General features: G+C 66.2%; 21 protein-coding genes and 1 pseudogene. 13 read left to right on the forward strand and 9 right to left on the reverse strand.

Features of this window, described 5'->3' with window-relative positions:
• Positions 1 to 24 precede the first annotated feature (24 nt).
• The 4 genes from KRR38_RS20395 (at position 25) to KRR38_RS20410 (ending at position 3,206) form a co-directional block, all read left to right on the forward strand.
• The gene (locus KRR38_RS20395; RefSeq protein WP_217404992.1) at positions 25 to 384 is read left to right on the forward strand and encodes a hypothetical protein; all 360 of its coding nucleotides are present in this window, start codon (positions 25 to 27) and stop codon (positions 382 to 384) included.
• A gap of 161 nt (positions 385 to 545) precedes the next feature.
• Positions 546 to 1,802, forward strand: a complete 1,257-nt coding sequence (gene rho / locus KRR38_RS20400; protein ID WP_217404994.1) for a transcription termination factor Rho — start codon at positions 546 to 548, stop codon at positions 1,800 to 1,802.
• Between the two features lie 21 nt (positions 1,803 to 1,823).
• Positions 1,824 to 2,468 carry a TerC family protein gene (locus tag KRR38_RS20405; RefSeq protein WP_217404996.1) on the forward strand — a complete coding sequence of 215 codons (645 nt, stop codon included), beginning with the start codon at positions 1,824 to 1,826 and terminating at the stop codon, positions 2,466 to 2,468.
• Positions 2,469 to 2,495: 27 nt separating this feature from the next.
• Complete coding sequence (locus KRR38_RS20410; protein WP_217404998.1) at positions 2,496 to 3,206, forward strand: YjbE family putative metal transport protein; 711 nt, start codon at positions 2,496 to 2,498, stop codon at positions 3,204 to 3,206.
• A gap of 3 nt (positions 3,207 to 3,209) precedes the next feature.
• Here the strand turns inward: KRR38_RS20410 and KRR38_RS20415 are convergent, their stop codons facing one another.
• Both KRR38_RS20415 and KRR38_RS20420 read right to left on the reverse strand, forming a co-directional pair.
• Positions 3,210 to 4,178, reverse strand: a complete 969-nt coding sequence (locus KRR38_RS20415; RefSeq protein WP_217405000.1) for a quinone oxidoreductase — start codon at positions 4,176 to 4,178, stop codon at positions 3,210 to 3,212.
• A 96-nt stretch (positions 4,179 to 4,274) separates the two neighbouring features.
• The gene (locus KRR38_RS20420) at positions 4,275 to 4,973 is read right to left on the reverse strand and encodes a dienelactone hydrolase family protein (protein WP_217405003.1); all 699 of its coding nucleotides are present in this window, start codon (positions 4,971 to 4,973) and stop codon (positions 4,275 to 4,277) included.
• A gap of 109 nt (positions 4,974 to 5,082) precedes the next feature.
• Between KRR38_RS20420 and KRR38_RS20425 the strand changes: the two genes are divergently transcribed.
• The 7 genes and pseudogenes from KRR38_RS20425 to KRR38_RS20455 all read left to right on the forward strand — a co-directional run bounded on the left by KRR38_RS20425 (position 5,083) and on the right by KRR38_RS20455 (position 12,577).
• A complete protein-coding gene (locus tag KRR38_RS20425) occupies positions 5,083 to 5,337 on the forward strand; it encodes a DUF6489 family protein (protein ID WP_217405005.1) in 255 nt (84 codons plus the stop codon).
• A gap of 39 nt (positions 5,338 to 5,376) precedes the next feature.
• A pseudogene (gene mnmE, locus KRR38_RS20430) lies at positions 5,377 to 6,652 on the forward strand (tRNA uridine-5-carboxymethylaminomethyl(34) synthesis GTPase MnmE).
• Positions 6,653 to 6,719: 67 nt separating this feature from the next.
• A complete protein-coding gene (gene mnmG, locus KRR38_RS20435; protein ID WP_217405008.1) occupies positions 6,720 to 8,567 on the forward strand; it encodes a tRNA uridine-5-carboxymethylaminomethyl(34) synthesis enzyme MnmG in 1,848 nt (615 codons plus the stop codon).
• Complete coding sequence (gene rsmG, locus KRR38_RS20440; protein ID WP_217405010.1) at positions 8,564 to 9,217, forward strand: 16S rRNA (guanine(527)-N(7))-methyltransferase RsmG; 654 nt, start codon at positions 8,564 to 8,566, stop codon at positions 9,215 to 9,217. The genes mnmG and rsmG overlap by 4 nt, the downstream gene beginning before the upstream one ends.
• Entirely contained in the window at positions 9,214 to 9,990 is a 777-nt protein-coding gene (locus KRR38_RS20445) for an AAA family ATPase (RefSeq protein WP_309141099.1), read from the forward strand. The genes rsmG and KRR38_RS20445 overlap by 4 nt, the downstream gene beginning before the upstream one ends.
• Positions 9,987 to 10,961 (forward strand): ParB/RepB/Spo0J family partition protein, encoded by a 975-nt coding sequence (locus KRR38_RS20450; RefSeq protein ID WP_217405015.1) that lies wholly within the window; start codon positions 9,987 to 9,989, stop codon positions 10,959 to 10,961. Before KRR38_RS20445 ends, KRR38_RS20450 begins: the two co-directional genes overlap by 4 nt.
• 134 nt (positions 10,962 to 11,095) lie before the next feature.
• Complete coding sequence (locus tag KRR38_RS20455) at positions 11,096 to 12,577, forward strand: sorbosone dehydrogenase family protein (RefSeq protein WP_217405017.1); 1,482 nt, start codon at positions 11,096 to 11,098, stop codon at positions 12,575 to 12,577.
• Between the two features lie 91 nt (positions 12,578 to 12,668).
• Here the strand turns inward: KRR38_RS20455 and KRR38_RS20460 are convergent, their stop codons facing one another.
• A complete protein-coding gene (locus tag KRR38_RS20460; protein WP_217405019.1) occupies positions 12,669 to 13,496 on the reverse strand; it encodes a DUF815 domain-containing protein in 828 nt (275 codons plus the stop codon).
• Entirely contained in the window at positions 13,493 to 15,235 is a 1,743-nt protein-coding gene (locus KRR38_RS20465) for an acyl-CoA dehydrogenase (protein WP_217405021.1), read from the reverse strand. The genes KRR38_RS20460 and KRR38_RS20465 overlap by 4 nt, the downstream gene beginning before the upstream one ends.
• 48 nt (positions 15,236 to 15,283) lie before the next feature.
• Between KRR38_RS20465 and KRR38_RS20470 the strand changes: the two genes are divergently transcribed.
• Positions 15,284 to 16,228, forward strand: a complete 945-nt coding sequence (locus tag KRR38_RS20470) for an L-threonylcarbamoyladenylate synthase (RefSeq protein WP_217405023.1) — start codon at positions 15,284 to 15,286, stop codon at positions 16,226 to 16,228.
• Here KRR38_RS20470 and KRR38_RS20475 read toward each other — a convergent pair.
• The 5 genes from KRR38_RS20475 to KRR38_RS20495 all read right to left on the reverse strand — a co-directional run bounded on the left by KRR38_RS20475 (position 16,225) and on the right by KRR38_RS20495 (position 20,662).
• Positions 16,225 to 16,548 (reverse strand): hypothetical protein, encoded by a 324-nt coding sequence (locus tag KRR38_RS20475; RefSeq protein ID WP_217405025.1) that lies wholly within the window; start codon positions 16,546 to 16,548, stop codon positions 16,225 to 16,227. The genes KRR38_RS20470 and KRR38_RS20475 overlap by 4 nt on opposite strands.
• 120 nt (positions 16,549 to 16,668) lie before the next feature.
• Positions 16,669 to 17,199, reverse strand: coding sequence for a CarD family transcriptional regulator (locus tag KRR38_RS20480; RefSeq protein WP_217405027.1), 531 nt, complete (start codon positions 17,197 to 17,199; stop codon positions 16,669 to 16,671).
• A gap of 277 nt (positions 17,200 to 17,476) precedes the next feature.
• The gene (fdxA, locus tag KRR38_RS20485) at positions 17,477 to 17,815 is read right to left on the reverse strand and encodes a ferredoxin FdxA (RefSeq protein WP_217405029.1); all 339 of its coding nucleotides are present in this window, start codon (positions 17,813 to 17,815) and stop codon (positions 17,477 to 17,479) included.
• The gene (locus KRR38_RS20490) at positions 17,812 to 18,126 is read right to left on the reverse strand and encodes an RNA-binding S4 domain-containing protein (RefSeq protein WP_217407371.1); all 315 of its coding nucleotides are present in this window, start codon (positions 18,124 to 18,126) and stop codon (positions 17,812 to 17,814) included. The genes fdxA and KRR38_RS20490 overlap by 4 nt, the downstream gene beginning before the upstream one ends.
• A 4-nt stretch (positions 18,127 to 18,130) precedes the next feature.
• Positions 18,131 to 20,662, reverse strand: coding sequence for a helicase-related protein (locus tag KRR38_RS20495; RefSeq protein ID WP_217405031.1), 2,532 nt, complete (start codon positions 20,660 to 20,662; stop codon positions 18,131 to 18,133).
• Positions 20,663 to 20,828: 166 nt separating this feature from the next.
• On the opposite strand from KRR38_RS20495, the gene KRR38_RS20500 reads away from it, so the two are divergent.
• Complete coding sequence (locus KRR38_RS20500; protein WP_254514895.1) at positions 20,829 to 22,412, forward strand: M23 family metallopeptidase; 1,584 nt, start codon at positions 20,829 to 20,831, stop codon at positions 22,410 to 22,412.
• Positions 22,413 to 22,428: the final 16 nt, after the last annotated feature.

The following is a 22,428-nucleotide window of genomic DNA, read 5'->3' on the forward strand; positions in this document are numbered from 1 at the left end:
CGACACCTTTCTGGAGCCAAGCCGATGATGACGATCCTGCTCGCGGCCGCTGCGGCTTCCGCTGCGCCGGCGCTGCCCACCGATCCCGACGTGCGCTGCATGGCCGCCTATCTGGTTGCGGCGGGCAATGCGAAGGACGACCCCTCGGTCAGCGCCGACGACAAGGCGGGCATCCAGTCGATCGTCATGTATTTCTTCGGCAAGCTCGACGGGCGCCGGCCCAATGCCGATCTCAAGAGCGACATCCTGAAGATCGTCGGCTCGCCGACCTATACCCAGATCCTCCGCCCCGACATCGAGCGGTGCAGCGCCGAGGCCGAAGCGCGGGGCAAGTATCTGCAGTCGTTCGGCGATCAGACGGAAACCGGCGCGCCGAAGCCTTAGATCGTCGCGCCCCGATTGACGGGCGGCCCCTGCATAACTATGTGAGCTTCGTCTTTACCGGCAGCCGACGGCGTGCATTCCCGCAGGCCCGATCCGCTTTCTCCAAGCCCTTCGATCGGCCGGTCATCGAGACCTCTCTAAATCCGCAAATCGGACTCACAATGCATCTCAAAGAACTCAAGAAAAAAACCGCTGCCGAGCTGGTCGAAATGGCCGAAGAGCTCGAAATCGAAGGCGCATCGACCCTCCGCCGACAGGACCTGATGTTCGCCATCCTCAAGGAAGTGGCGGAAGACGGCGAAGAAATCATGGGCCTCGGCACGATCGAAGTCCTGACCGATGGCTTCGGCTTCCTGCGCAGCCCTGAGGCGAACTATCTCGCCGGCCCCGACGATATCTACGTCTCGCCCAACCAGGTCCGCAAATGGGGCTTGCGCACGGGCGATACGGTCGAAGGCGAAGTCCGCGCGCCCAAGGACGGCGAGCGCTATTTCGCGATCACGAAGCTGACCAGCGTCAACTTCGACGATCCCGAAGCAGTGCGTCACCGCGTCAACTTCGACAACCTGACGCCACTCTATCCTGACGAACGCCTGGTGCTCGACAGCTCGGACCCGACGGTCAAGGACAAGTCGGCCCGCGTGATCGACTTGATCAGTCCCCAGGGCAAAGGCCAGCGGGCGCTGATCGTCGCGCCACCGCGTACGGGTAAGACCGTCCTGCTGCAGAATATCGCCAAGGCCATTACCGACAACCATCCCGAGGTCTTCCTGCTGGTGCTGCTCGTCGACGAGCGTCCCGAGGAAGTCACCGACATGCAGCGCTCGGTGAAGGGTGAGGTCATTTCCTCGACCTTCGACGAGCCCGCGCAGCGCCACGTCCAGGTCGCCGAAATGGTCATCGAGAAGGCCAAGCGTCTCGTCGAGCACAAGCGCGACGTCGTCATCCTGCTCGATTCGATCACCCGCCTCGGCCGCGCCTACAACACCGTGGTGCCGAGCTCGGGCAAGGTCCTGACCGGCGGTGTCGACGCCAACGCCCTGCAGCGCCCGAAGCGCTTCTTCGGTGCCGCGCGCAACATCGAGGAAGGCGGCTCGCTGTCGATCATCGCTACCGCGCTGATCGATACCGGCAGCCGCATGGACGAAGTCATCTTCGAGGAATTCAAGGGCACCGGTAACTCGGAAATCGTTCTCGACCGCAAGGTTTCGGACAAGCGCATCTTCCCGGCGCTCGACGTCGGCAAGTCCGGCACGCGCAAGGAAGAGCTGCTCGTCGCCAAGGACCAGCTCTCGAAGATGTGGGTGCTGCGCCGTATCCTCATGCAGATGGGCACGGTCGATGCGATGGAATTCCTCCTCGACAAGATGAAGGATTCCAAGAGCAACGAGGACTTCTTCGCCACGATGAACCAGTAAGCCGGCAAGCATCGGCACCCGATGGATCTGCAATCGCTTCTTTCGTCGGGTGTCGTCGCCGATTTCGGCAAGGTCATCGCCATCGACCTGATGATGGCCGGCGACAACGTCGTCGTGCTCGGTGCTCTGGCTGCGGGCCTTCCTTCCGACCAGCGCAAGAAGGTCATCACGATCGGCGTCGGCATCGCGCTGGTTTTCCTGATCGGCTTCGCGCTGCTGGCCACACAGTTGCTACATGTCGTCGGCCTGCTCGAGGCGGGCGGTTTGATGCTGCTCTGGGTAGCATGGAAGCTGTTCCGCGAGCTGCGGCACCAGGACCGTGCGCCCGACGACATGACCGACGCCGAAATCTCGGCCGAGGCATCGAGCAACCCCAAGAGCTTCAAGGCTGCGGTGATCCAGGTCGTCATTGCCGATCTGTCGATGAGCCTGGACAACGTGCTGGCAGTCGCCGGAGCGGCGCGCAAGCATCCGTTCGTGTTGCTGTTCGGCCTGGTGTTCTCTGTCACCTGCATGGGACTTGCGGCGAACGCGATCGCCCGGCTGATCGAGCGGCATCGCTGGGTCGCCTATCTCGGCCTGGCCATGCTGCTCTATGTCGCAGCCTCGATGATCTTCGAAGGCTGGACCGATCCCGACATCGGCTTGCTGTCCCTCTTCACCTGACCGCGAAACGAGGCTAGCGCTGCGCCCATGATCGAATTGATGGCGAACGCGGCCGATGCCGCCGAAATGATGGGGCCCGGCGGTATCTGGGAGGCGATGAAGCGCGATTTCGCGAACATCGGCACGCCCAGCGCACTGGCTGCATTCCTCCAGGTGCTGATGATCGACATCGTCCTCGCCGGCGACAACGCGATCGTCGTCGGTGCACTCGCCGCGGGACTGCCCGACGCGCAGCGCAAGAAGGTCATCGCCATCGGCGTGCTCGCAGCGCTGGTACTGCGCGTTATCTTTGCGCTGATGGTGACCTGGCTGCTCGGCATCGTCGGCCTGGTGCTCGCCGGCGGCTTGCTGCTGCTATGGGTGGCCTGGCGCATGTACCGCGACATTCGCGCTCACGCTTCACCGGCTGGCGGCTCGCCCGAGGTCGCGGGTGACGAGCATTCCGGCCTGAGCCCGGCCAAGAGCTTCGCCGCCGCCGCCTGGGCGGTTGCCGTCGCCGACGTCTCGATGAGCCTCGACAATGTCCTCGCCGTCGCCGGTGCGGCACGTGAGCATCCGGGCATCCTCATCGTCGGCCTGATCTTCGCCGTCGCGCTGATGGGCGTCGCGGCGAACATCATCGCCAAGTACATCGAGCGTTACCGCTGGATCGGCTGGGTCGGCCTCGTCGTCATCCTCTACGTCGCGGTGAAGATGATCTGGGAAGGCTGGCACGAGGTCGTGCCTCACCTGTTCTGATTCCTAGGGAATCAGAACTGTCGATCCCACGGTCTGCCGCGCTTCCAGGGCGCGGTGGGAATCCGCTGCGTCGGCCAAGGCAAAGCGCTGACCGATCACGGCCTTGACCACGCCGCGCTTCATCCGGTCGAACAGCCGCTCGGCCGTATGCGCGAGATCCCTCGGCGCTGCGATGTAATCGGCCAGGGTCGGGCGGGTCACGTAGAGCGAACCGCCGCGCATCAGTTCGAGCAGGGTGATCGGCGGCACCGCACCCGAGGCATTGCCATAGCTTGCCATCAGCCCGCGCCGCTTGAGACAGGCGAGCGAGGCCGCCCAGCTGTCCTTGCCGACACCGTCATAGACGACATCGACGCCCTGGCCGCCGGTGATGGCTTTCACCTGATCGGGCAGTGCGTCAAACGAGCCACTGAGGCTGTGATCCGCCGCGACGCTTGCGGCCTTCTCCGGGGTACCGGCGTGGGCGATCACGGTGACGCCCTTGTCGCGGAGCCAGGGCACGAGGATCGAGCCGACGCCGCCCGCTGCCGAATGGACGAGCGCCACCTGTCCGGCCGAGAGCGCGATCGTGTCTTCTGCGAGATAGCAGGCGGTGAAGCCCTTGAGCATCGTTGCCGCTGCGTCTTCGGCCGAAATGCCGTCGGGGACGCGGACGATCCGGGCGGCAGGGAGGATGCGATGCGTGGCGTAGGCTCCCGGCGCGCTGACCGAGCCGACGCGGTCACCCACCGCGAATTCGGTCACGGCCGAGCCGACCGCCACGACCTTGCCGACGCTTTCGGAGCCCAGCGCGATCGGGAAGGGCGCGTCGTAGAGTCCCGTGCGATAATAGGTATCGATGAAGTTGAGGCCGATCGCCTCGTTCTCGACGAGGACTTCGTCCGCACCGGGCTTGCCGGGGTCGAAGTCCTCGCGTTCGATCACCTCGGGTCCGCCGAACCTGCGAACCACCATGCGCCAGGGCCCAGTCATTTACGTCTCCGTTGCGCTAGCACCCTTCGACAAGCTCAGGGTGAGCGGGGCTGGATTTTCAGAACAACATCCGCTCATGCTGAGCTTATCGAAGCATCAGCCCACGTGCCTCGCGAAGAACTCCGCGGTGCGCGTATCAGCCAGCGTCGCGGCTGCCTCGTTGCGGCGCACGCCGTCCTCGGCGGCAAAGCCGTGGTCGAGGCCTTCGTAATCGTAGAGCGTGACGTGCGGGTTGTCGTCGAGCCCTTCGTGCATCGCCTTCTGCGCGTCGGGCGAGACGAAGCCGTCGGCGGTCGGCACGTGCAGCAGCAGCGCCTTGGCGATGGCATGCGATTCGTTCAGCATCTGGTCGATGCCGACGCCGTAGTAGCCGACCGAAGCGTCGACGTCGGTGCGCGTCGCAGCCAAATAGGCGATCCTGCCGCCCATGCAGAAGCCGACCAGGCCGACCTTGGCGACGCCGGCTTCACGGCGAATCCAGTGCACGGTAGCCTCGACATCCTGGATGCCCAGGTCGAAGTCGTGCTTCATCATGTAGCCGACGGCTTCCTGGAATTGCTCGGGAATGTCCGAATCGAGTTCGATGCCGGGCTTCTGCCGCCAGAACACGTCGGGCGCGACGGCGAGGTAGCCCTTGGCTGCCCAGTCGTCGCACTTCTTCACGATGCCCGGATTCACGCCGAAGATTTCCTGGATGACGATGATCGCGCCGCGCGGGCTGCTCGCGGGTTTGGCGACATAAGCAGGGAAGCTGCCGGCGCTATCCAGAGTCGGGATCGTCGTGTTGGTCGTCATGGCGGCTCTCCTCGGGGCTGTTTCGTGGCCTATTCCTAGGCCTCGGCGGTGGACTTTGCCAAGGCCGTGTGTCAGCAGTGCTGCATGAGCAATCGCCGAGGTTAAGGCCATGAAAGTCAACGTCGAGATCGATTGCACGCCCGAGGAAGCCCGACGGTTCCTGGGCCTGCCCGACGTCAGCAAGGCCAACGAAGCCTATATGGATGCGGCGCTGAAAGCGATGCAGGGCGTCGGCAGCTTCGAGCAGATGCAGGAATATGCCAAGCAGCTCGCGCCGATGGGGCAGATGGGCATGAAGCTGTTCGAGAACCTGATGGCCAGCGGCGCCAGCTTTGGCGGTATGGGTGGCGCGGGCAAGAAGTAGAACTCCCGCCGTCCGGGCGATTCTGCTAGCGCCCGCGGCATGACCGATACCATCTTCGCGCTCTCGAGCGGCGCCCCGCCGGCCGCGATCGGCGTTGTGCGGATCAGCGGACTCGCCGCGGGCGAGGCCTTGCGCGCGCTGGCGGGAGGGTTGACGGCACCCCGACATGCCGCATTTCGGCCGCTGTCGGCCTGCGATGGTGCACTTCTCGACCGCGCTCTGGTGCTCTGGCTGCCAGGTCCGGGCACTGCGACGGGCGAGGACATGGTCGAGCTCCATCTTCATGGCGGCCGCGCGGTGATTGCCGCGGTGGAGCGCGCGCTCGAAGCGCTCGGGTTGCGCCGCGCAACTCCGGGCGAGTTCACGCGCCGGGCCTTCGCCAATGGCCGGATAGACTTGGCCGAAGCCGAAGGGCTGGCCGATCTGCTCTCCGCCGAGACCGAACTACAGCGCCGCTCGGCGATGGCGATGGTGGGAGGTGCGTTCTCGGGCCAAGTCGAGGACTGGCGCGAGCGCGTGCTTGCCGCTGCGGCCGCTGTCGAGGCCGTGCTCGATTTTGCTGATGAAGATGATGTCGCGGTTCTTCCGACCGATTTCTCCGCCCGCCTGGAGGCGCTTTCAGGCGAAATCGGCGATTGGCTGGCGCGCCCGCGCGCGGAAATGCTGCGCGAAGGCTTTCGGGTGGTGCTGGCTGGTCCGCCAAACTCTGGAAAAAGCACACTTTTCAATGAATTAGTTGAAAGTGAGGCGGCTATTACTGCTCCAATCGCGGGAACAACGCGCGATGTGCTGACCCGCCCGGTTGCTATCTCCGGCGTGCCGTTCCTGTTTGTCGATACCGCGGGACTGCGCGATGAGGCGGGTGACGAAATCGAGGCCATCGGTGTCGCGCGGGCGAGGGGTGAGCTTGGACAGGCCGATCTCGTGCTGTGGCTCGGACCCGAAGGTGAGGGGCCGGACGGCTGTTGGGAGATTGCGGCGCAGATCGACCGGGCCGATGGCGTGGACAAGGGGGGCACCGCGCCATCGGCTTTCGGCGATCACGGGGGACGGGCTGGCAGCGCTCCGCGACGACCTCGTCGTCACAGCCCGCGCCGCGCTGCCGAAACCCGGGGAGGCCGCGCTCAATGCTCGTCAGCATATTCTGCTGGGCCGGGCGGGGACAGCGCTGGTCGATGCCTGCCGCGACAGCGATCCGCTGGTCATAGCGGAGCACCTGCGCATCGTCCGCGTCGCTTTCGACGGCCTGATCGGTCGCGCGACGACCGAGGATATGCTCGACGCCCTGTTCGGACGATTCTGCATCGGCAAATGAGCCGAACTGTTCCACGTGGAACATGCGCGCTTTGACGCGAATCCCGGTGTCGGTTAAAGGGCGCCGCATGCACTCCTTCGACATCATCGTGATCGGCGGCGGCCATGCCGGCGTGGAAGCGGCGGCGGTCGCGGCCCGGATGGGCGCGCGCGTCGCGCTGGTCAGTTTCGACCTCGCTGCGATCGGTGCGATGAGCTGCAATCCGGCGATCGGGGGACTCGGCAAGGGTCATCTCGTGCGCGAGGTCGACGCCTTCGACGGGCTCATCGCGCGCGCGGCCGATGCCGGGGCGATCCATTACCGGATGCTCAACCGCTCGAAGGGCAGCGCCGTCCAGGGCCCACGCGTCCAGGCAGACCGCAAGCGCTTCAAGGCGGCGATCCAGACGATGATCCGTCAGCAGGGCGATCTCTCGCTGGTCGAGGGTGAGGCCGCCAGCCTGGTCCTCGCCGGTGGGCGCATCGTCGGAGTCAAGCTCGGCGACGGCAGTGAACTCTCGGCGAAGGCAGTCGTGCTCTGCACCGGCACCTTCCTCGGTGGCACCTTGTTCCGCGGCGAGGAGCGGATGACCGGCGGCCGGATCGGCGAGGCCTCGGCCCAGGTTCTGGCGCAGCAGTTGCGCGAGGCTGATCTGCCGATGGCCCGGCTCAAGACCGGCACACCGCCGCGGCTGGACGGGCGGACGATCGACTGGGGCCGGCTCGGCGAGCAGCCTTCGGACCGGGAACCCTGGACGATGTCGCCACTCGGCGAAGGCAGGGTGCTGCCGCAGATATTCTGTGCGATCACCCGGACGAACGCACGCAGCCATGATGTGATCCGCGCCAACCTCCACCGCTCGCCTCTGTTCACCGGCGCGATCGGCGCTTCGGGCCCGCGCTACTGCCCATCGATCGAGGACAAGATCCACCGCTTCGCCGACCGCGACGGGCACCAGATTTTTCTCGAACCCGAAGGTCTCGACACGCATCTCGTCTATCCCAACGGCATCAGCACATCGCTGCCCGCCGAGGTCCAGCTCGACATGTTGCGGACGATGGAGGGGCTCGAACAAGTCGGGATGGCAGTGCCCGGCTATGCGGTCGAGTACGACCACATCGATCCGCGTGCCCTGCGGTCTAGCCTCGAACTGCGCGCGATCCCCGGTCTCTACTGTGCAGGTCAGATCAACGGCACGACCGGCTATGAGGAAGCGGCCGCCCAGGGGCTAGTTGCCGGAATGCATGCTGCGTCCGCCGTGCTCGGCCGCGAACCGGCGCCGATCGACCGGGCCAACAGTTACATGGCGGTGATGATCGACGACCTTACACTGCAGGGGGTGAGCGAGCCCTACCGCATGCTCACAGCGCGCGCCGAGTACCGGCTGCGTCTGCGCGCCAACAATGCCTCGACCCGGCTGACGTCGCTCGCGATCACGGCGGGATGCGTCGGCCGGGAACGGGCCGAATGGTTCGAGCAGCGGGAGTCGAAGCGTCAGGCGTTGGAGCAGGAGCTCGATCGCGAACTGTCGAGCGCGGTGCTTGCCGGGGAAGGACTGCCTGTACGCACCGACACCGGAAGACTATCCTTGCGCGAATGGCTGCGCTTCGGCGGGATCGACCTGGCCGCGCTGTCTCTCTGGATAGCGCCCGAAGTACTGGCCGACACCGAGCTGGCCGAAGAGGTTGCCGAGGACGCAGCCTATGCGCCCTACCTCGCGCGGCAGGAGAGCGAGCTACGCGAGCTGCGTGCTAGCGAAGCGTTGGCGCTGGGTGATGATTTTCCTTATGACGCAATTGCAGGTCTCTCCCGCGAGATGGTCGAACGCCTGGGCAAGGCGCGACCGGCAACGCTCGCCGCGGCGGGTCGGGTTCCGGGTGTGACGCCTGCGGCGCTCGCTGCGCTACTGGTCCATGCGCGCAGGCTCGCCGCATGATCGCCGATGAGGGCGAAGCTCGCGCCTGGTTGCGTCAGCTTCCGGAATGCGATGATGCAGCGATGGTCCGGCTCGAGCGGTTGGCCGACCTGCTCGCCGATGAGAACCAGCGCCAGAACCTCGTCTCGGCGGCGAGCTTGGAGGAGGTCTGGCGGCGGCATATAGCCGACTCTGCTCAGCTCGTGCCGCATGTTCCACGTGGAACATCGCCGTGGATGGATCTGGGAACGGGTGCGGGGTTTCCCGGTCTCGTCGTTGCTGCGCTCCGTCCGGACTGCGAAGTCGTGCTCGTCGAATCGCGCAAGCGGCGAATTGAATGGCTGGAGCGTGCGGCCAGCGAGCTCGGTCTGACTCGCGTGACCGTGCAGGGCTTGCGACTTGAAGATGTCCCGGCGCGGAACGCCGCGGTCATTTCTGCGCGCGCTTTTGCTCCACTTGACCGATTGCTGGACCTATCCGCACGATTTTCCACAAGCGACACGGTGTGGCTGTTGCCCAAGGGGCGTTCGGCGCAGCAAGAACTCGCTATGGTTCGCGGATGGAATCACATGTTCCACGTGGAACAATCGCTGACCGATTCGGAAGCCGGTGTGATCGTTGGAACTTTGGCGGGGCCGATACGACCCGCCAGGAAGGGAAAAGCTTCGTGATTCGCGTAGCAATCGCCAATCAGAAGGGCGGGGTGGGCAAGACCACCACTGCCATCAACATCGCCACGGCCATGGCCGCAACTGGGTGGAAGACGCTGCTGATCGATCTCGATCCGCAGGGTAACGCTTCGACGGGGATCGGCATCCAGGCCGCGGACCGCCTGCGCTCGTCCTACGACGTGCTCATCGATGAGGCGTCGATCGCTGAATGCGCGATGGCGACTCGGATCCCCGGTCTCGATGTCGTTGCGGCGACCGTTGATCTGTCCGGAGCCGAGGTCGAGCTTGTGGCGGTGGAGAACCGCACCGACAAGTTACGCCAGGCTCTCGATCGCGAGAACGGCTATGACATCTGCTTCATCGATTGCCCGCCCTCGCTCGGCCTGCTGACGCTCAATGCTCTGAGCGCGGCCGATACGCTGCTCGTTCCGCTACAGTGCGAGTTCTTCGCGCTAGAAGGCCTGAGCCAGCTTTTGAAAACTGTCGAGCAGGTTCAGCAGCGCTTCAATCCCGAGCTCGGCATCATTGGTGTGGCGCTGACGATGTTCGATCGCCGCAACCGCCTGACCGACCAGGTGGCCGATGACGTGCGCTCGTGCCTCGGCCCGCTGGTGTTCGGATCGACGATCCCGCGCAACGTCCGGCTGTCCGAGGCGCCGAGCCATGGCCTGCCGGCACTCGTCTATGATCACGCCTGCGCCGGCAGTCGCGCCTATATGGCCCTGGCGCGCGAGCTGATCGCGCGGCTGCCCGAACAGAGGAAAGCGGCATGAGCGACGATCCCGTCATCCGTATTGCCGTGCCGCCGGCCGAAGCCGCTCCGGCGAAGCGCAAGCCGCCCGCGCTGGGTCGCGGCCTCGGCGCATTGATGGGCGAGACCCGCCGCGAGGAATCGGTCGTTGCTGCCCGCAGCGTCGGCAGCGCACCCGCGGCACCGACTAGCGGACTGGCGATGCTCTCGATCGCGGATATCGAGCCACACCCCGAACAGCCGCGCCGCTATTTCGCTGAGGAAGCGCTCGACGAGCTTGCCGCCTCGATCGCGCAGCGCGGGGTGATCCAGCCGGTCATCGTCCGACCGCTACGCGCGGGCCGCTATCAGCTCGTTGCCGGCGAACGCCGCTGGCGCGCGGCGCAGCGTGCGCAGCTGCATGAAATCCCGGCGATCGTCCGCGAGCTGACCGAGCGCGAGGTCATGGCCCTAGCGCTCATCGAGAATCTGCAGCGCGAAGATCTCAATCCGATCGAGGAAGCGCGCGCCTATCACCGTCTTGCCGAGCACGAGAGTCTGACCCAGGCTGAGATCGCGCGGATGGTCGACAAGAGCCGCAGCCATGTCGCCAATATCCAGCGCCTGCTGCTGCTACCCGAACCGGTCATGATGCTGGTCGAGCAGGGCAAGCTGTCGATGGGCCACGCCCGCGCGCTGATCGGGGCCGAAGGCTCCGAGAAGCTGGCCGAGTTGGCAGTGGAGAAAGGGCTGTCGGTCCGAGAGGTTGAGAAGCTCGTGCGCCGCCAGACCAAGGGCGATGCGCCTTCCGCGCCGCGCACGGCCAGGCCCGAGCGCAGTTCGGCCGACGACGCGGATATCGCAGCGGTACAGGGTCATCTCGAGGAGTTCCTCGGCCTGCCGGTAAAGATCCTCGCCGACGCCGATCCGCGTTCGGGCGCGGTGACGATCCGCTACCGCACGCTCGACCAGCTTGATCTGATCTGCCAACGGTTGACCGGTGGTGGTATTTAAGTAATTGATAAATAATTATAAAGTTTAGAACTCGGTGAGCAGTTGCTGGCGCGCCGAGGGCTAGTCGCTTGGGGTGGCGGTAAGTCTCAATTCCCTTCCTTGCCGTGATGCGGTGTGCGCTCTATCTCTCCGGCATGAATCCTCGCTTGCGCAAGCTCCTCGTCACGCTCGGCGTGATCGTCGTCGTCCTCGTCGCCTTCACGGCCTGGGTCATGCACGGCAATCCTTCCGACAAGCCGTCTGATGCGACCACGGGTAAAAGCCCGCTGCTGGTCGAGGCGGAGAGCGAGACGATCCCGAGCGTCGGTCTCGCCACGACGATCGGCTGGACGGCAGGCGAGGCGCCCAAGCCGGCCCAGGGCCTGGCGGTCGCCCGTTTCGCAGAAGGGCTCGATCACCCGCGGACGCTGCTGACCTTGCCGAATGGAGACGTGCTCGTCGCCGAGACCAATTCTCCGCCGCGCGAAGGTGGCGGCGGCAGTGGTGGGATCACCGGCTTCTTCATGAACCTGTTCATGAGCCGGGTTGGCGCCGGTGAGGCCTCGCCGAACAGGATCGTGCTGCTGCGTGATGCCGACGGCGACGGCGAGGCCGAGCAGCGCTTCACGTTCCGCGAGAAGGGCCTCGTCGCGCCCTCGGGCATGGCCTGGGGCGCGAACAAGCTCTACATCGCCAATCACAACGCCGTGCTGGCTTTCGATTTCGTTCCCGGCGCAACGACGCTGACCGGTGAGCCCAAGAAGCTCATGGACCTGCCGGGCGGCGGTAACCACTGGATGCGCAACCTGCTGCTGAGCCCTGACGGCAAGAAGCTCTACGTCGCGGTCGGCTCGTCATCGAACATCGCCGAAAACGGCATTGCTGCCGAACAGGGCCGCGCGGCGATCTGGGAGATCGACCTCGCCAGCGGCAGCGTCCGGCAGTACGCGGGCGGTCTGCGCAATCCCAACGGGATGGGCTGGAACCCCTCGACCGGCGAGCTGTGGACCGTGGTCAACGAGCGCGACATGCTCGGACCCGATCTCGTGCCCGACTACCTGACCAACGTGCCCGTCGGCGCGCAATATGGCTGGCCCTGGGTCTACTGGAAGGACGTGATCGACTGGCGCGTCAAGGATCCGATGCCCGAGTTCCTGCTCGAATATACGCGCAAGCCGGAGTTCGCGCTGGGCGCCCATACCGCGGCGCTGGGGCTGGTCTTCGCGGGCGACGGCAATATCATGGGCGATGCCTATGCAAACGGTGCCTTCATCGCGCGCCACGGTTCGTGGAACCGCAAGCCTCTCGCGGGTTACGACGTGGTCTTCGTCCGCTTCGATGCCAACGGCAATCCGCTGGGCAAGCCGCTGCCGGTGCTGACCGGCTTCCTTACGGGTAACGACAACGAGACGCATGGCCGCCCGGTCTGGCTCGCCTGGGACAAGCCGGGCGCGCTGCTGGTAAGCGACGATACTGCCGGGGTGATCTGGCGGGTGATGGCGCCGGGCGCCAAGCCACTGGTCGGGCCCAAGGCGGTGGTCACGGATCACATGCCCGCGCAGAAGGGGCTCACCGACCCGACGACCAAGTACGAGGCGACGCTTGGCGAAGTGCGCAACGAAATGAAGCAGCGGTAACCTTCGACAAGCTCGGGCTAAGCGGGAATATTTGTATAAACGCGACATCCGCTCATCCTGAGCTTGTCGAAGGATGCCAGCGAAACGCCTCCTAAATCGCCTTGCCGGCGCGCCCGGCGAGTTCGGTGACGTACTGCCAGGCCACGCGCCCTGATCGCTGGCCCCGACGCCGCGACCATTCGAGTGCATCAGCCTGCTCCCAGGTCAGGCCGAAATGCGCCGCATAGCCGGCGATGATCGCAAGATAATCGTCCTGGTTGCAGTTGTGGAAGCCGATCGACAAGCCGAAACGGTCGGCCAGCGCGAGCCGATCATCGACCGCGTCGCGCGGATTCAGTGGATCGTCCTGCTCGCTGGCATGGCGTGGGACGATGGCGCGGCGATTCGAAGTGACCGCCAGACGGACGTTGCCCGGCCGCGCTTCGACCCCGCCTTCGAGCCACGAACGCAGTAGTCGCGGTCCGCCGCCGTCGCCGTCCTCGAAGCCGAGGTCGTCGATGAAAACGAAGAAGCGGCGGTCGATCCTGCCCAAGGTCGCGAAGAGTCCGGCAATGCCTGCCATGGCATCCTGCGCGACCTGGACGAGCGCGATGCGGCCCGGATGGAGCGTCTGTGCAGCGACGATGCTCGCGCGCAGCAGCGCCGACTTGCCCATGCCGCGCGAGCCCCAGAGCAGCATGTCGTGCGCTGCATGGCCCGCGGCGAGGCGGGTGACGTTGGCGGTCACCACGTCCTTCTGCTGATCGATCCCCTGAAGCAGATCGAGCGCCGGTGCGTAGATCTTCTCGACCGCTCGGGCGCCGCCACCGTCCCAGACGTAGGCGGGATGGGCCAGCCAGTCGATTGCCGGGGCGGGTGGAGGTGTCAATCGCTCGAGCGCGGCCGCGATGCGCGCGAGGGGATCGCCCTGATCGGTCATCCGGCCAACTCCTCGGTGCTCAGATCATAGAGGAGCGCCGATCCGCCGGTGGCTGACGCCTTCAGCCCGATCGCTTCGGGAACGATGCGGTTGAGGAAGTAGCGTGCGATCACCGGCTTGCTGCGGGCGATGCCAGCGGGCGCGCCATCCTCTCCGGCCGCACGGGCCTGGCGAAGTAACTGCCATCCGGCGACGGCCACCGCGCACATCGTCTGGAACGGCACGCTGCCCGCCAGCCGGTCGTCGAGGCTGGCATCCTTGAGCATCCATTCGCCGGTTCCGGCGCAGGTCTGCGCCAGTTCGGCCAGCGCCGCAGCGTCACCCGCCTCGCGCGCGATCTCCGCCATCAGCGCCGCCAGTACTCCGCCGTTGTTCATGCCGAGCTTGCGCGTCACCAGATCTGCTGCCTGGATGCCGTTGGTGCCTTCGTAGATCGGCGTGATCCGGGCATCGCGGAAATGCTGGGCGGCGCCGGTTTCCTCAATGAAGCCCATGCCGCCGTGGACCTGCACGCCGAGGCTCGCGACTTCGCAACCGACGTCGGTGCCCCAGGACTTGATCAGCGGCACCAGCAGCTCGGCACGCGTCTGCGCGGTGGCATCGCCCAGCGTTCCGCGATCGACCTGGCCTGAGGTGTAGTAGAGCAGCGCCCGCGCGCCTTCGGTGAGCGCCCGCATCCGCAGCAGCATGCGGCGCACGTCGGGATGCTCTATGATCGCCACGGACGCTTTGTCGGCCGAGCCGGCACGGGCCGACTGTACGCGCTCGCGCGCATAGGCCATGGCGCGCTGGGTCGCCGCCTCGGCCACCTGCACGCCCTGGCTGCCGACGTTGATCCGCGCCGAGTTCATCATCGTGAACATCGCGCGCAGGCCTGCGTTTTCGGCGCCGACGATCTCGCCGATGCATTCGTCGTTGTCGCCGTAGCTCATCACGCAGGTCGGCGAGGCGTGGATGCCCATCTTGTGCTCGAGGCTGACCACCTTGAGGTCGTTGCGCGGTCCCAAGGTGCCGTCCTGGCCGACAAGATACTTGGGCACGACGAACAGCGAGATGCCGCGCGATCCTGCCGGAGCGCCGGGCGTGCGGGCGAGGACCAAATGGACGATGTTGCCCGAAAGCTCGTGCTCGCCCCAGGAAATGAAGATTTTGGTGCCCTTGATCCGGTACTTGCCGGCGTGGGGACCCTCAGTGATGGGCGTCGCGGTGGTGCGTAGCGCACCGACGTCGCTGCCCGCCTGCGGCTCGGTCAGGTTCATCGTTCCCGACCATTCGCCGCTGATCAATTTCGGCAGGAACAGCGTCTTCTGGTCTTCGCTGCCGTGATGGTCGAGCGCTTCGATCGCACCGACGGTCAGCATCGGCAGCAGGCTGAAAGCGAAATTGGCCGCGCCCATCGTTTCGAGCACGCAGCAGGCGAGGCTGTAGGGCAGGGCTTGGCCGCCGAAGGCTTCGGGCGCGGCCACCGCGCCCCAGCCGGCCTCGACGAAGCCCTGGTAGGCTTCGGCATAGCCCGCCGGCAGGCGTACAACGCCGTTCTCGAGCTTCGCGCCCTCGGTATCGCCGACGCGGCTGAGCGGCGCCCAGACGCCCTGGGCGAAATCGCCTATGCCTTCCGCGATTGCTTCGACCATATCGGGGCTCGCGGCGGCGAAGCGGTCCTGCGTGGAGAGTTCCTCGATCCCGGCGCAGACCTTGAGCGCGAAGACCTGTTCGGCGGTGGGCGGGGAGAAGTCCATTGCGCGCTTTTCCTTGGCTTTGGCCGGCAAGGCCTATAGCGGCGGGCCATGACGGGCAACAGCCAAGCCACGATAGCTACCGCCGACGAGGCCGGAATCGCCCGCGCCGCTGCCGTGTTGCTGGCGGGCGGGCTGGTCGCGGTGCCGACCGAGACCGTCTATGGCCTCGCCGCGCGCGCGGACAGCGATGCGGCGGTTGCGGCGATCTACCGTGCCAAGGGGCGGCCTGACTTCAATCCGCTGATCGTCCATGTCATCGATCTGGCCCAGGCCGACGAGCTGGCCTTGTTCGATGAGCGCGCGCTTCGGCTGGCAGCGGAATTCTGGCCTGGCGCTTTGACTCTGGTGCTGCCGCGCCGGACCGGGGCCGGACTGGCTGCTGCGGTTACCGCGGGGCTCGAGACCGTGGCGTTGCGCTGCCCAGCCCATGGCGCGATGCGTGCAGTGCTGGCGGCGGCGGGCCTCCCGCTCGCCGCGCCTTCGGCTAATCGTAGCGGCGGGGTGAGCCCAACCAGTGCGGCCCACGTCGTAGCGTCGCTCGGACCGAAGGTCGATCTGGTCCTCGACGGCGGCACCTGCGAGGCGGGGATCGAATCGACGATCGTTGCGCTCAGGCCTGGCGGCGGCTGGCAGATCCTGCGACCCGGGCCGATCACCGGGGCCCAGCTTTCGGCGATTCTCGGCGGCTCAAGTGACGTCACGGCTTCAGGCATCGAAGCGCCTGGGCAGCTTGCCAGCCACTATGCACCGGGCAAGCCGGTGCGGCTAAACGCGCCGGAGGCGGCCGCGGATGAGTTCCACATCGGTTTTGGACCGGTGGCGGGCAATGTGACTTTGTCCGCTTCAGGTGACCTTGCTGAGGCGGCCGCGCGGCTCTACTCGGTCTTGCATGAAGGCGCTTCGGCCGAGCAGCCCCGCATAGCGGTGGCGCCAATACCGCAGGATGGAATCGGTGCGGCGATCAACGACAGGTTGAAGCGGGCTGCCGCCTAACGCTGCGGCGCAGGTATCGTCGCGCGCAGGTTTTCCATTTCCCCGTAGTCGGCGCGGGCGACGTCGCAGGCCTCCTCGTTTCCGTTCATGCACTGCTTGGTGTGCTTGTCGTAGTCGCGTTGGAGCCTGCCGAGCCGCTCCTCACGATGGCGCAGGTCGCGGCCGCGCTTCTCGTCGGATTCGGACTGGCTCGTCGTCATCATGTCGACGCCCTTGGAAGCCACGCGCACTGGCGCAGTGACGAGATTGGCAGCGGTGCTGGCGATGCAGCCGCTCATCAGCGGCGCGGCTAGCGCGATGGGGACAAGGCGAAGGATCATGCTGCGGTCATAGCGTCCCGAGGTTGCCCGCCCATGAATTTGGGATGAGGAGAGTGCCCATAACGGCAAAGGGCCGCCCCTTGCGGAACGGCCCCCTGGTGATCTTGCGATCCTATCCGATCAGGCCGGAGCCGTCTCGTAGTATTTCGGCGCGTATTCGTTGAGGATCGCGAGGATCTTCTTAAGCGCTGCCGGCTCGTCGGTCTTTTCCATCGCCGCGAGTTCACGCGCGAGGCGCGATGAGGCGGCTTCGAAGATCTGCCGTTCGGAATAGGACTGCTCGGGCTGATCGTCGGCGCGGAACAGGTCGCGGGTCACTTCGGCGATCGAGACGAGATCGCCCGAATTGATCTTGGCTTCGTATTCCTGGGCGCGGCGCGACCACATGGTGCGCTTGACCTTGGGTTTGCCCTTCAGCGTGTCGAGGGCTTCGCGCAGCGTCTTGTCGGACGACAGTTTGCGCATGCCGATGGCTTCGACTTTATTGACCGGGACGCGGAGCGTCATGCGTTCCTTTTCGAAGCGCAGCACGTAGAGCTCGAGCTGCATGCCGGCAATTTCCTGCTTTTGAAGCTCGATGACTCGGCCGACACCGTGCTTGGGGTAAACAACGTAATCACCAACGTCGAAGGCGTTAGCCTTGGTTGCCATGTATCGTCCTTTCGCCTGCAGGGGCGACGCCGGTATGCCGGTTGAGGATAGAGGGGATGACCGACGCCGTATCCGCGCGGTCCGATGGCTCCATCAACCGGTGTTTTGCGACCCTGCCTTCCATGATGCCTGCTGCCGTTGTGGGACAGAGGGCCCCGGCAGTCGGGTGATTATATAGCACTGCTGTAACAAAATTGCCAGAGGCGAGAATCCTTTCGGATTCCCGCCTGCGCAAAAGTGTACAAACATTAATATTCCCGCGCGCAGCGCGGGGCGATCAGTCGCCTTCGCCGGGCTCTGCCGAGAAGAACTGGTCGAACTTGTTCTCGACGCCCTTGTACTCGTCGGCATCAGCCGGCGTGTCGCGCTTCGAGGTGAGGTTCGGCCATTCCGCCGAATACTTGGTGTTCAGCTCAAGCCACTGCTCGAGGCCGCTTTCGGTATCGGGCAAGATCGCTTCGGCGGGGCATTCGGGCTCGCAGACGCCGCAGTCGATGCATTCGCTGGGGTTGATGACGAGCATGTTCTCGCCCTCGTAGAAGCAGTCCACCGGGCAAACTTCGACGCAATCCATATATTTGCAGCGGATGCAGGCGTCGGTGACGACATAAGTCATGGCTGCAAATCCCCTTCGGCAGTTTCGTTACGATTGGGCGCTGCTATGGGGAAAGCCCCGGTCTCGTCAAGCACCCTGTAGCAGGATTGTGCCTCGGGTGCGGGCCCGCGGCGGTGCGGCAGGGCCAGCAACTCGATCACGCGCACACCCGGCGCCAGCGGCAAGGTCAAGATGTCGCCGGCCACCACCTTCTGATGGGCTCGGTCAACGCGGCGCGAATTGAGCCGGATATGGCCCTCCTCGGCCATCGCCTGAGCGATCGAACGTGTCTTCGCGAGCCGCAGGAACCAGAGCAGTTTGTCGATTCGCATGGAATTAACGGACCAGTTCGGCGAGCGCGGCAAAGGCGCCTTCGGGCCGGCGCGGTTCGGCGGGCTCGGGCTCGGCCTGCCGGCGCGGCGGGCGCCAGCGCCAGGTCAGCGGCTGCAGCGGGCCGTGCGCGCCTTCGCGCAAGGCTCGCGGCATCAGCGGCTGGAAGCCGGCGAGGCGCAACAAACGGGCATAGCTCGCCGTGGTCAGCCCCATCGACACTGCCTTGGCCGGATCGAGCGTGAACGGCCGGCGGCCAGCCGCGATGCGCGCGGCGTGGGCATCGCGCAGCAGCTTCTCGGCCATGTCGACCCGCAGCCATTGCTTGCCGAGCACGCGGTAGCCGGGCGGGAGGGGGCGCTTCTCGGCCGCGAGGGTGGGCGGCATGGCCGGATCGGGCAGCGGCGTCTTGCGGCCCGTGAGTTCGCGCCAGAGCGCGAGCGCGGCGGGGCGCAGCATGGCCGGTACGAAGAGGTCGAGCGCACCGACGCGCAGGCCTAGCCGGGCGAGCATCGTGCGCTGGTCCTTGCCGAGCGCATCGAGCCCCGATTCCGCGCGTTCCATGAGTCCGCCCTCCTCGACCAACCGGATCAGCAGCGCGCGCAGCTCGGGTCCGGCCTCGTGCGCCATGGTCGCGGCTTCGAGCTTGCGCAGCGGCGCCAGCGGTTCGAGCATCCTGCCAAGCCAGCCGGCCAACGCCGTAACCAGCGCCTTGCGCGCAGGGGCGGACAGAGCGTCAAGCGTCGGATCAGGGACGATCTGGGGGGAGAGCAGGGTCTTGCCGCGCGCCAGTCGGCCCAGCACTTGGCCGTCCCAGGCAATCGCGCCTTCTTTCAGAGTCGGCGTGGCGGTCCCGTCGGCCAGTGTTTTGGTCAGCACATCGGCGCGCTGGGCCAGCAGTCCCGGCACGTGGCGCTCCGCCGCCGCCAGCAGCAGCTTGTGGTCGGCATGGCGGGCGGCGGGATCGACGACGAAGCGGAAGCCCTTGAGCCGGCCAATGTGCTCGCCGTCGACCAGCACGTCCTCGCCGTCGAGTTCCACTGGCAGCAGCGCCGCGTCGGGGCCGAGCTTCTTCATCAGCACGGCGGTCCGGCGGTTGACGAAGCGTTCGGTCAGCCGTGCGTGCAGGGCATCGGACAGCCGCGCCTCGACCGCGCGGGCACGGGCGGCCATCTCGTCCTTGGCCAGGACCCAGTCGGGCCGCTGGGTGATATAGGCCCAGGAGCGGACCGAGGCGATGCGGTGCTGCAATGTGTCGATATCGCCCGAGACGTTGTCGAGCGCGGCGATCGCGCCGGCGACATAGTCCCCGCCGAGCTGGCCGCGGCGCAGGTCTTCCCAGAGCCGTGCGACGAAGCGGCCGTGCGTCTCGGTGCCCTGCTGGCGGAAATCTGGCAGGCGGCAGGTTTCCCAGAAGCGCCGGACGGCCTGTGGCGAGCGTACCGTGCCGGCGATCTCGGGATCCTCGGCAAGCCGCTTGAGCACGGCGAGGTCGATCGCTTCGGGCGCCGCGATGAGCTGCGGGACTGTCGGCGGGGCTTCGAGATCGCCGATCAATGTGTCGAGATTGTCGAAGCGCGGCTCAGGCTCGCGCCAGAACAACCGGGTCAGCGGCGGAAAGCGGTGCTCCTCGATCGCATAGACTTCCTCGTCGGCGAATGTGGCGTCATGACTTCCGGTGCCGGCGAGCGTGCCGAAGGTCCCGTCGCGCTGGTGACGGCCGGCGCGGCCGGCGATCTGCGCCATTTCCGCCGTGGTCAGCCGGCGGTGGCGGACTCCGTCGAACTTCGACAGGCCGGCGAAGGCGACGTGGCTCACGTCGAGATTGAGCCCCATGCCGATGGCATCGGTGGCAACGAGATAGTCGACCTCGCCCGACTGGTAGAGCGCGACCTGGGCGTTGCGCGTCTGCGGGCTGAGCGCGCCCATCACCACGGCCGCGCCACCGCGGAAGCGCCGCAGCATCTCGGCGATGGCATAGACCTGCTCGGCCGAGAAGGCGACGATCGCGCTGCGGGGCGGGATGCGCGAGAGCTTGGTCGCGCCGACGTGGCTGAGCGTCGAGAAGCGCGGGCGGCTGACGATCTCGGCTTCGGACACCAGCGCCCTGATCATCGGTTCGAGCGTGGCCGAGCCGAGGATCATCGTCTCCTCGCGGCCGCGGGCGTTGAGCAGACGGTCGGTGAAGACGTGCCCGCGCTCGCGGTCGGCGGCGAGCTGGGCTTCGTCCAATGCGACGAAAGCGAGGTCGCGGTCTATCGGCATCGCCTCTGTCGTGCAGAGCAGCCAGCGCGCATCCCTGGGCTCGATCCGCTCCTCGCCGGTGATCAGCGCGACGCGATTCTCGCCCTTGATCGCGCAGACCCGGTCGTAAACCTCGCGCGCCAGCAGCCGCAGGGGAAAGCCGATCGCTCCGCTCGAATGGGCGCAGAGCCTTTCGATGGCGAGGTGGGTCTTGCCGGTGTTGGTCGGGCCGAGCACCGCCTTTATCCGGGAATCGGCTGCGCTGCGCGCCTGTGCGGGCGGGTAGGTGGCCATCTTGCGAATCAATGTGGCATTGCCCTCGGGCGCCCGCAAGGGACGGCGCTTTCGCCCCGTCGCTGGACTTTGTGAAAATCCACAGGATTTAGCCAAAGATTAACCTTGATCGTGCAGGGATTGGTGCTGGATCTGCGGCGAAATGGCCGCGCGCGGGGACCGGCACTTGTACAAGCCACACGGCGAGCTCGACGGCATCGGTGGCGGCCCAGCGGCCGTCGCAGCGGTGCCCGCGTTCGGCCTTGCCTCGGCAGACCGCTTTCAGCCCCGCCGCGACTGGCGCAGCCGCATCGAACATCACTTCCACAGGCTCGATCTGGTCCACGACCTGGCCGAGGACATCGGCACCGCGCACTGGTATCGCGGGTTTGGGACGATGATCGCTCTGGGTGTCGCCGCCCTGGCCTTCTGGCCCGATTTCTCCGCAGTAGAAGCTGCCACCACGGTTCACGCCGGCGCGTCGGTTCGGGACGAGTATCGCAGCCAGGCGATCGCCCCGCTCGGGCTGGGAGGCGACACCGGCCGCCGGATGGGGCCCAGCGCGAAAGTGGTGCCGCTGGCCAGCGTGCCGGAGCGGGCAAGCCTCCAGCTCGTTGCAACGCTCGGCGAGGGCGACAATTTCGCCCGCATGCTCCAGCGCGCGGGCGTCGGCACATACGATGCCGGTGTCGCTTCCGACATGGTCGCTGCGGTGATGCCGATCGGCGACGTGAAGCCGGGTACGCGCTTCGACGTGACGCTCGGCCAGCGCAGTGCTCCGGGCGAACCGCGGCAGCTCGACAAGCTGGTCTTCCGCGCCCGCTTCGATCTCGATCTCGCGGTCGAGCGGCAGGGCGGGGGACTGACGATCAACCGGCACCCGGTCGCGGTCGATGCGACGCCGCTGCGTATCCGCGGCACGGTCGGCGCGAGCCTGTTCCGTTCGGCCCGCGCGGCTGGCGCGCCGATGAAGGCGATCGAGCAGTATCTCCAGACGGTTGCTGCCCATCTCAGCCTCGACGGCGACATGGCCCCGACCGACCAGTTCGACATGATCGTATCCTACAAGCGCGCTGCTGGTGGCGGCAACGAGGTCGGCGACCTGTCCTATGCCGGGCTCGAACGCGACGGCAAGCCGATCGCCCAGCTCGTACGCTGGAAGGACGGCCAGTTCGTCGATGCCGCCAGCATGAGCCAGCCGCAGGTCTTCAGCACGGGCATGGTCCAGCCAGTTAACGGCCACATGACCTCCCCTTATGGCATGCGCCGCCACCCGATCCTCGGCTATGTGCGGATGCACGCGGGCATCGATTTCGGCGCGGCCTGGGGTTCGCCGATCTTCGCGGTGAGCGACGGCGTGGTCACTTTCGCCGGCCGGCACGGAGGACACGGCAACTACGTCAAGCTCGACCACGGCGGCGGGCTGGGCACCGGCTATGGCCACATGAGCCGCATCGCGGTCGTGCCCGGCGCGCATGTCCAGGCCGGGCAGGTGATCGGCTATGTCGGCTCGAGCGGGCTCTCGACCGGACCTCACCTGCATTACGAGGCCTATCAGAACGGCCGCACGGTCAATCCGCTGTCGATCAGCTTCGCCAGCTTCCGCACGGCGAGCGTCGACAAGGGTGAGCTCGACGCGGTCAAGGGCAAGATCGCCGCGCTGAAGAAGGTTGCACCAGGCGCCGCGTTGCAGAAGCTCATGCCCAAATATGCGCCGGAGAAGGGCGCAACTGGCGCAAAGTCCAAAGCCCCGATTGCCGAGAGCGATTGAAGCGCGCGGTTGATTC

Source organism: Novosphingobium sp. G106 (genome assembly GCF_019075875.1).
GTDB lineage: Bacteria > Pseudomonadota > Alphaproteobacteria > Sphingomonadales > Sphingomonadaceae > Novosphingobium.

What these genes read in the sequence shown, in the direction of transcription:
- KRR38_RS20395 (WP_217404992.1), top strand. Translation starts at nt 25, where the DNA reads ATGATGACGATCCTGCTCGCGGCCGCTGCGGCTTCCGCTGCGCCGGCG.
- rho (WP_217404994.1), top strand. Translation starts at nt 546, where the DNA reads ATGCATCTCAAAGAACTCAAGAAAAAAACCGCTGCCGAGCTGGTCGAA.
- KRR38_RS20405 (WP_217404996.1), top strand. Translation starts at nt 1,824, where the DNA reads ATGGATCTGCAATCGCTTCTTTCGTCGGGTGTCGTCGCCGATTTCGGC.
- KRR38_RS20410 (WP_217404998.1), top strand. Translation starts at nt 2,496, where the DNA reads ATGATCGAATTGATGGCGAACGCGGCCGATGCCGCCGAAATGATGGGG.
- KRR38_RS20415 (WP_217405000.1), bottom strand. Translation starts at nt 4,178, where the DNA reads ATGACTGGGCCCTGGCGCATGGTGGTTCGCAGGTTCGGCGGACCCGAG.
- KRR38_RS20420 (WP_217405003.1), bottom strand. Translation starts at nt 4,973, where the DNA reads ATGACGACCAACACGACGATCCCGACTCTGGATAGCGCCGGCAGCTTC.
- KRR38_RS20425 (WP_217405005.1), top strand. Translation starts at nt 5,083, where the DNA reads ATGAAAGTCAACGTCGAGATCGATTGCACGCCCGAGGAAGCCCGACGG.
- mnmG (WP_217405008.1), top strand. Translation starts at nt 6,720, where the DNA reads ATGCACTCCTTCGACATCATCGTGATCGGCGGCGGCCATGCCGGCGTG.
- rsmG (WP_217405010.1), top strand. Translation starts at nt 8,564, where the DNA reads ATGATCGCCGATGAGGGCGAAGCTCGCGCCTGGTTGCGTCAGCTTCCG.
- KRR38_RS20450 (WP_217405015.1), top strand. Translation starts at nt 9,987, where the DNA reads ATGAGCGACGATCCCGTCATCCGTATTGCCGTGCCGCCGGCCGAAGCC.
- KRR38_RS20455 (WP_217405017.1), top strand. Translation starts at nt 11,096, where the DNA reads ATGAATCCTCGCTTGCGCAAGCTCCTCGTCACGCTCGGCGTGATCGTC.
- KRR38_RS20460 (WP_217405019.1), bottom strand. Translation starts at nt 13,496, where the DNA reads ATGACCGATCAGGGCGATCCCCTCGCGCGCATCGCGGCCGCGCTCGAG.
- KRR38_RS20465 (WP_217405021.1), bottom strand. Translation starts at nt 15,235, where the DNA reads ATGGACTTCTCCCCGCCCACCGCCGAACAGGTCTTCGCGCTCAAGGTC.
- KRR38_RS20470 (WP_217405023.1), top strand. Translation starts at nt 15,284, where the DNA reads ATGACGGGCAACAGCCAAGCCACGATAGCTACCGCCGACGAGGCCGGA.
- KRR38_RS20475 (WP_217405025.1), bottom strand. Translation starts at nt 16,548, where the DNA reads ATGATCCTTCGCCTTGTCCCCATCGCGCTAGCCGCGCCGCTGATGAGC.
- KRR38_RS20480 (WP_217405027.1), bottom strand. Translation starts at nt 17,199, where the DNA reads ATGGCAACCAAGGCTAACGCCTTCGACGTTGGTGATTACGTTGTTTAC.
- fdxA (WP_217405029.1), bottom strand. Translation starts at nt 17,815, where the DNA reads ATGACTTATGTCGTCACCGACGCCTGCATCCGCTGCAAATATATGGAT.
- KRR38_RS20490 (WP_217407371.1), bottom strand. Translation starts at nt 18,126, where the DNA reads ATGCGAATCGACAAACTGCTCTGGTTCCTGCGGCTCGCGAAGACACGT.
- KRR38_RS20495 (WP_217405031.1), bottom strand. Translation starts at nt 20,662, where the DNA reads ATGGCCACCTACCCGCCCGCACAGGCGCGCAGCGCAGCCGATTCCCGG.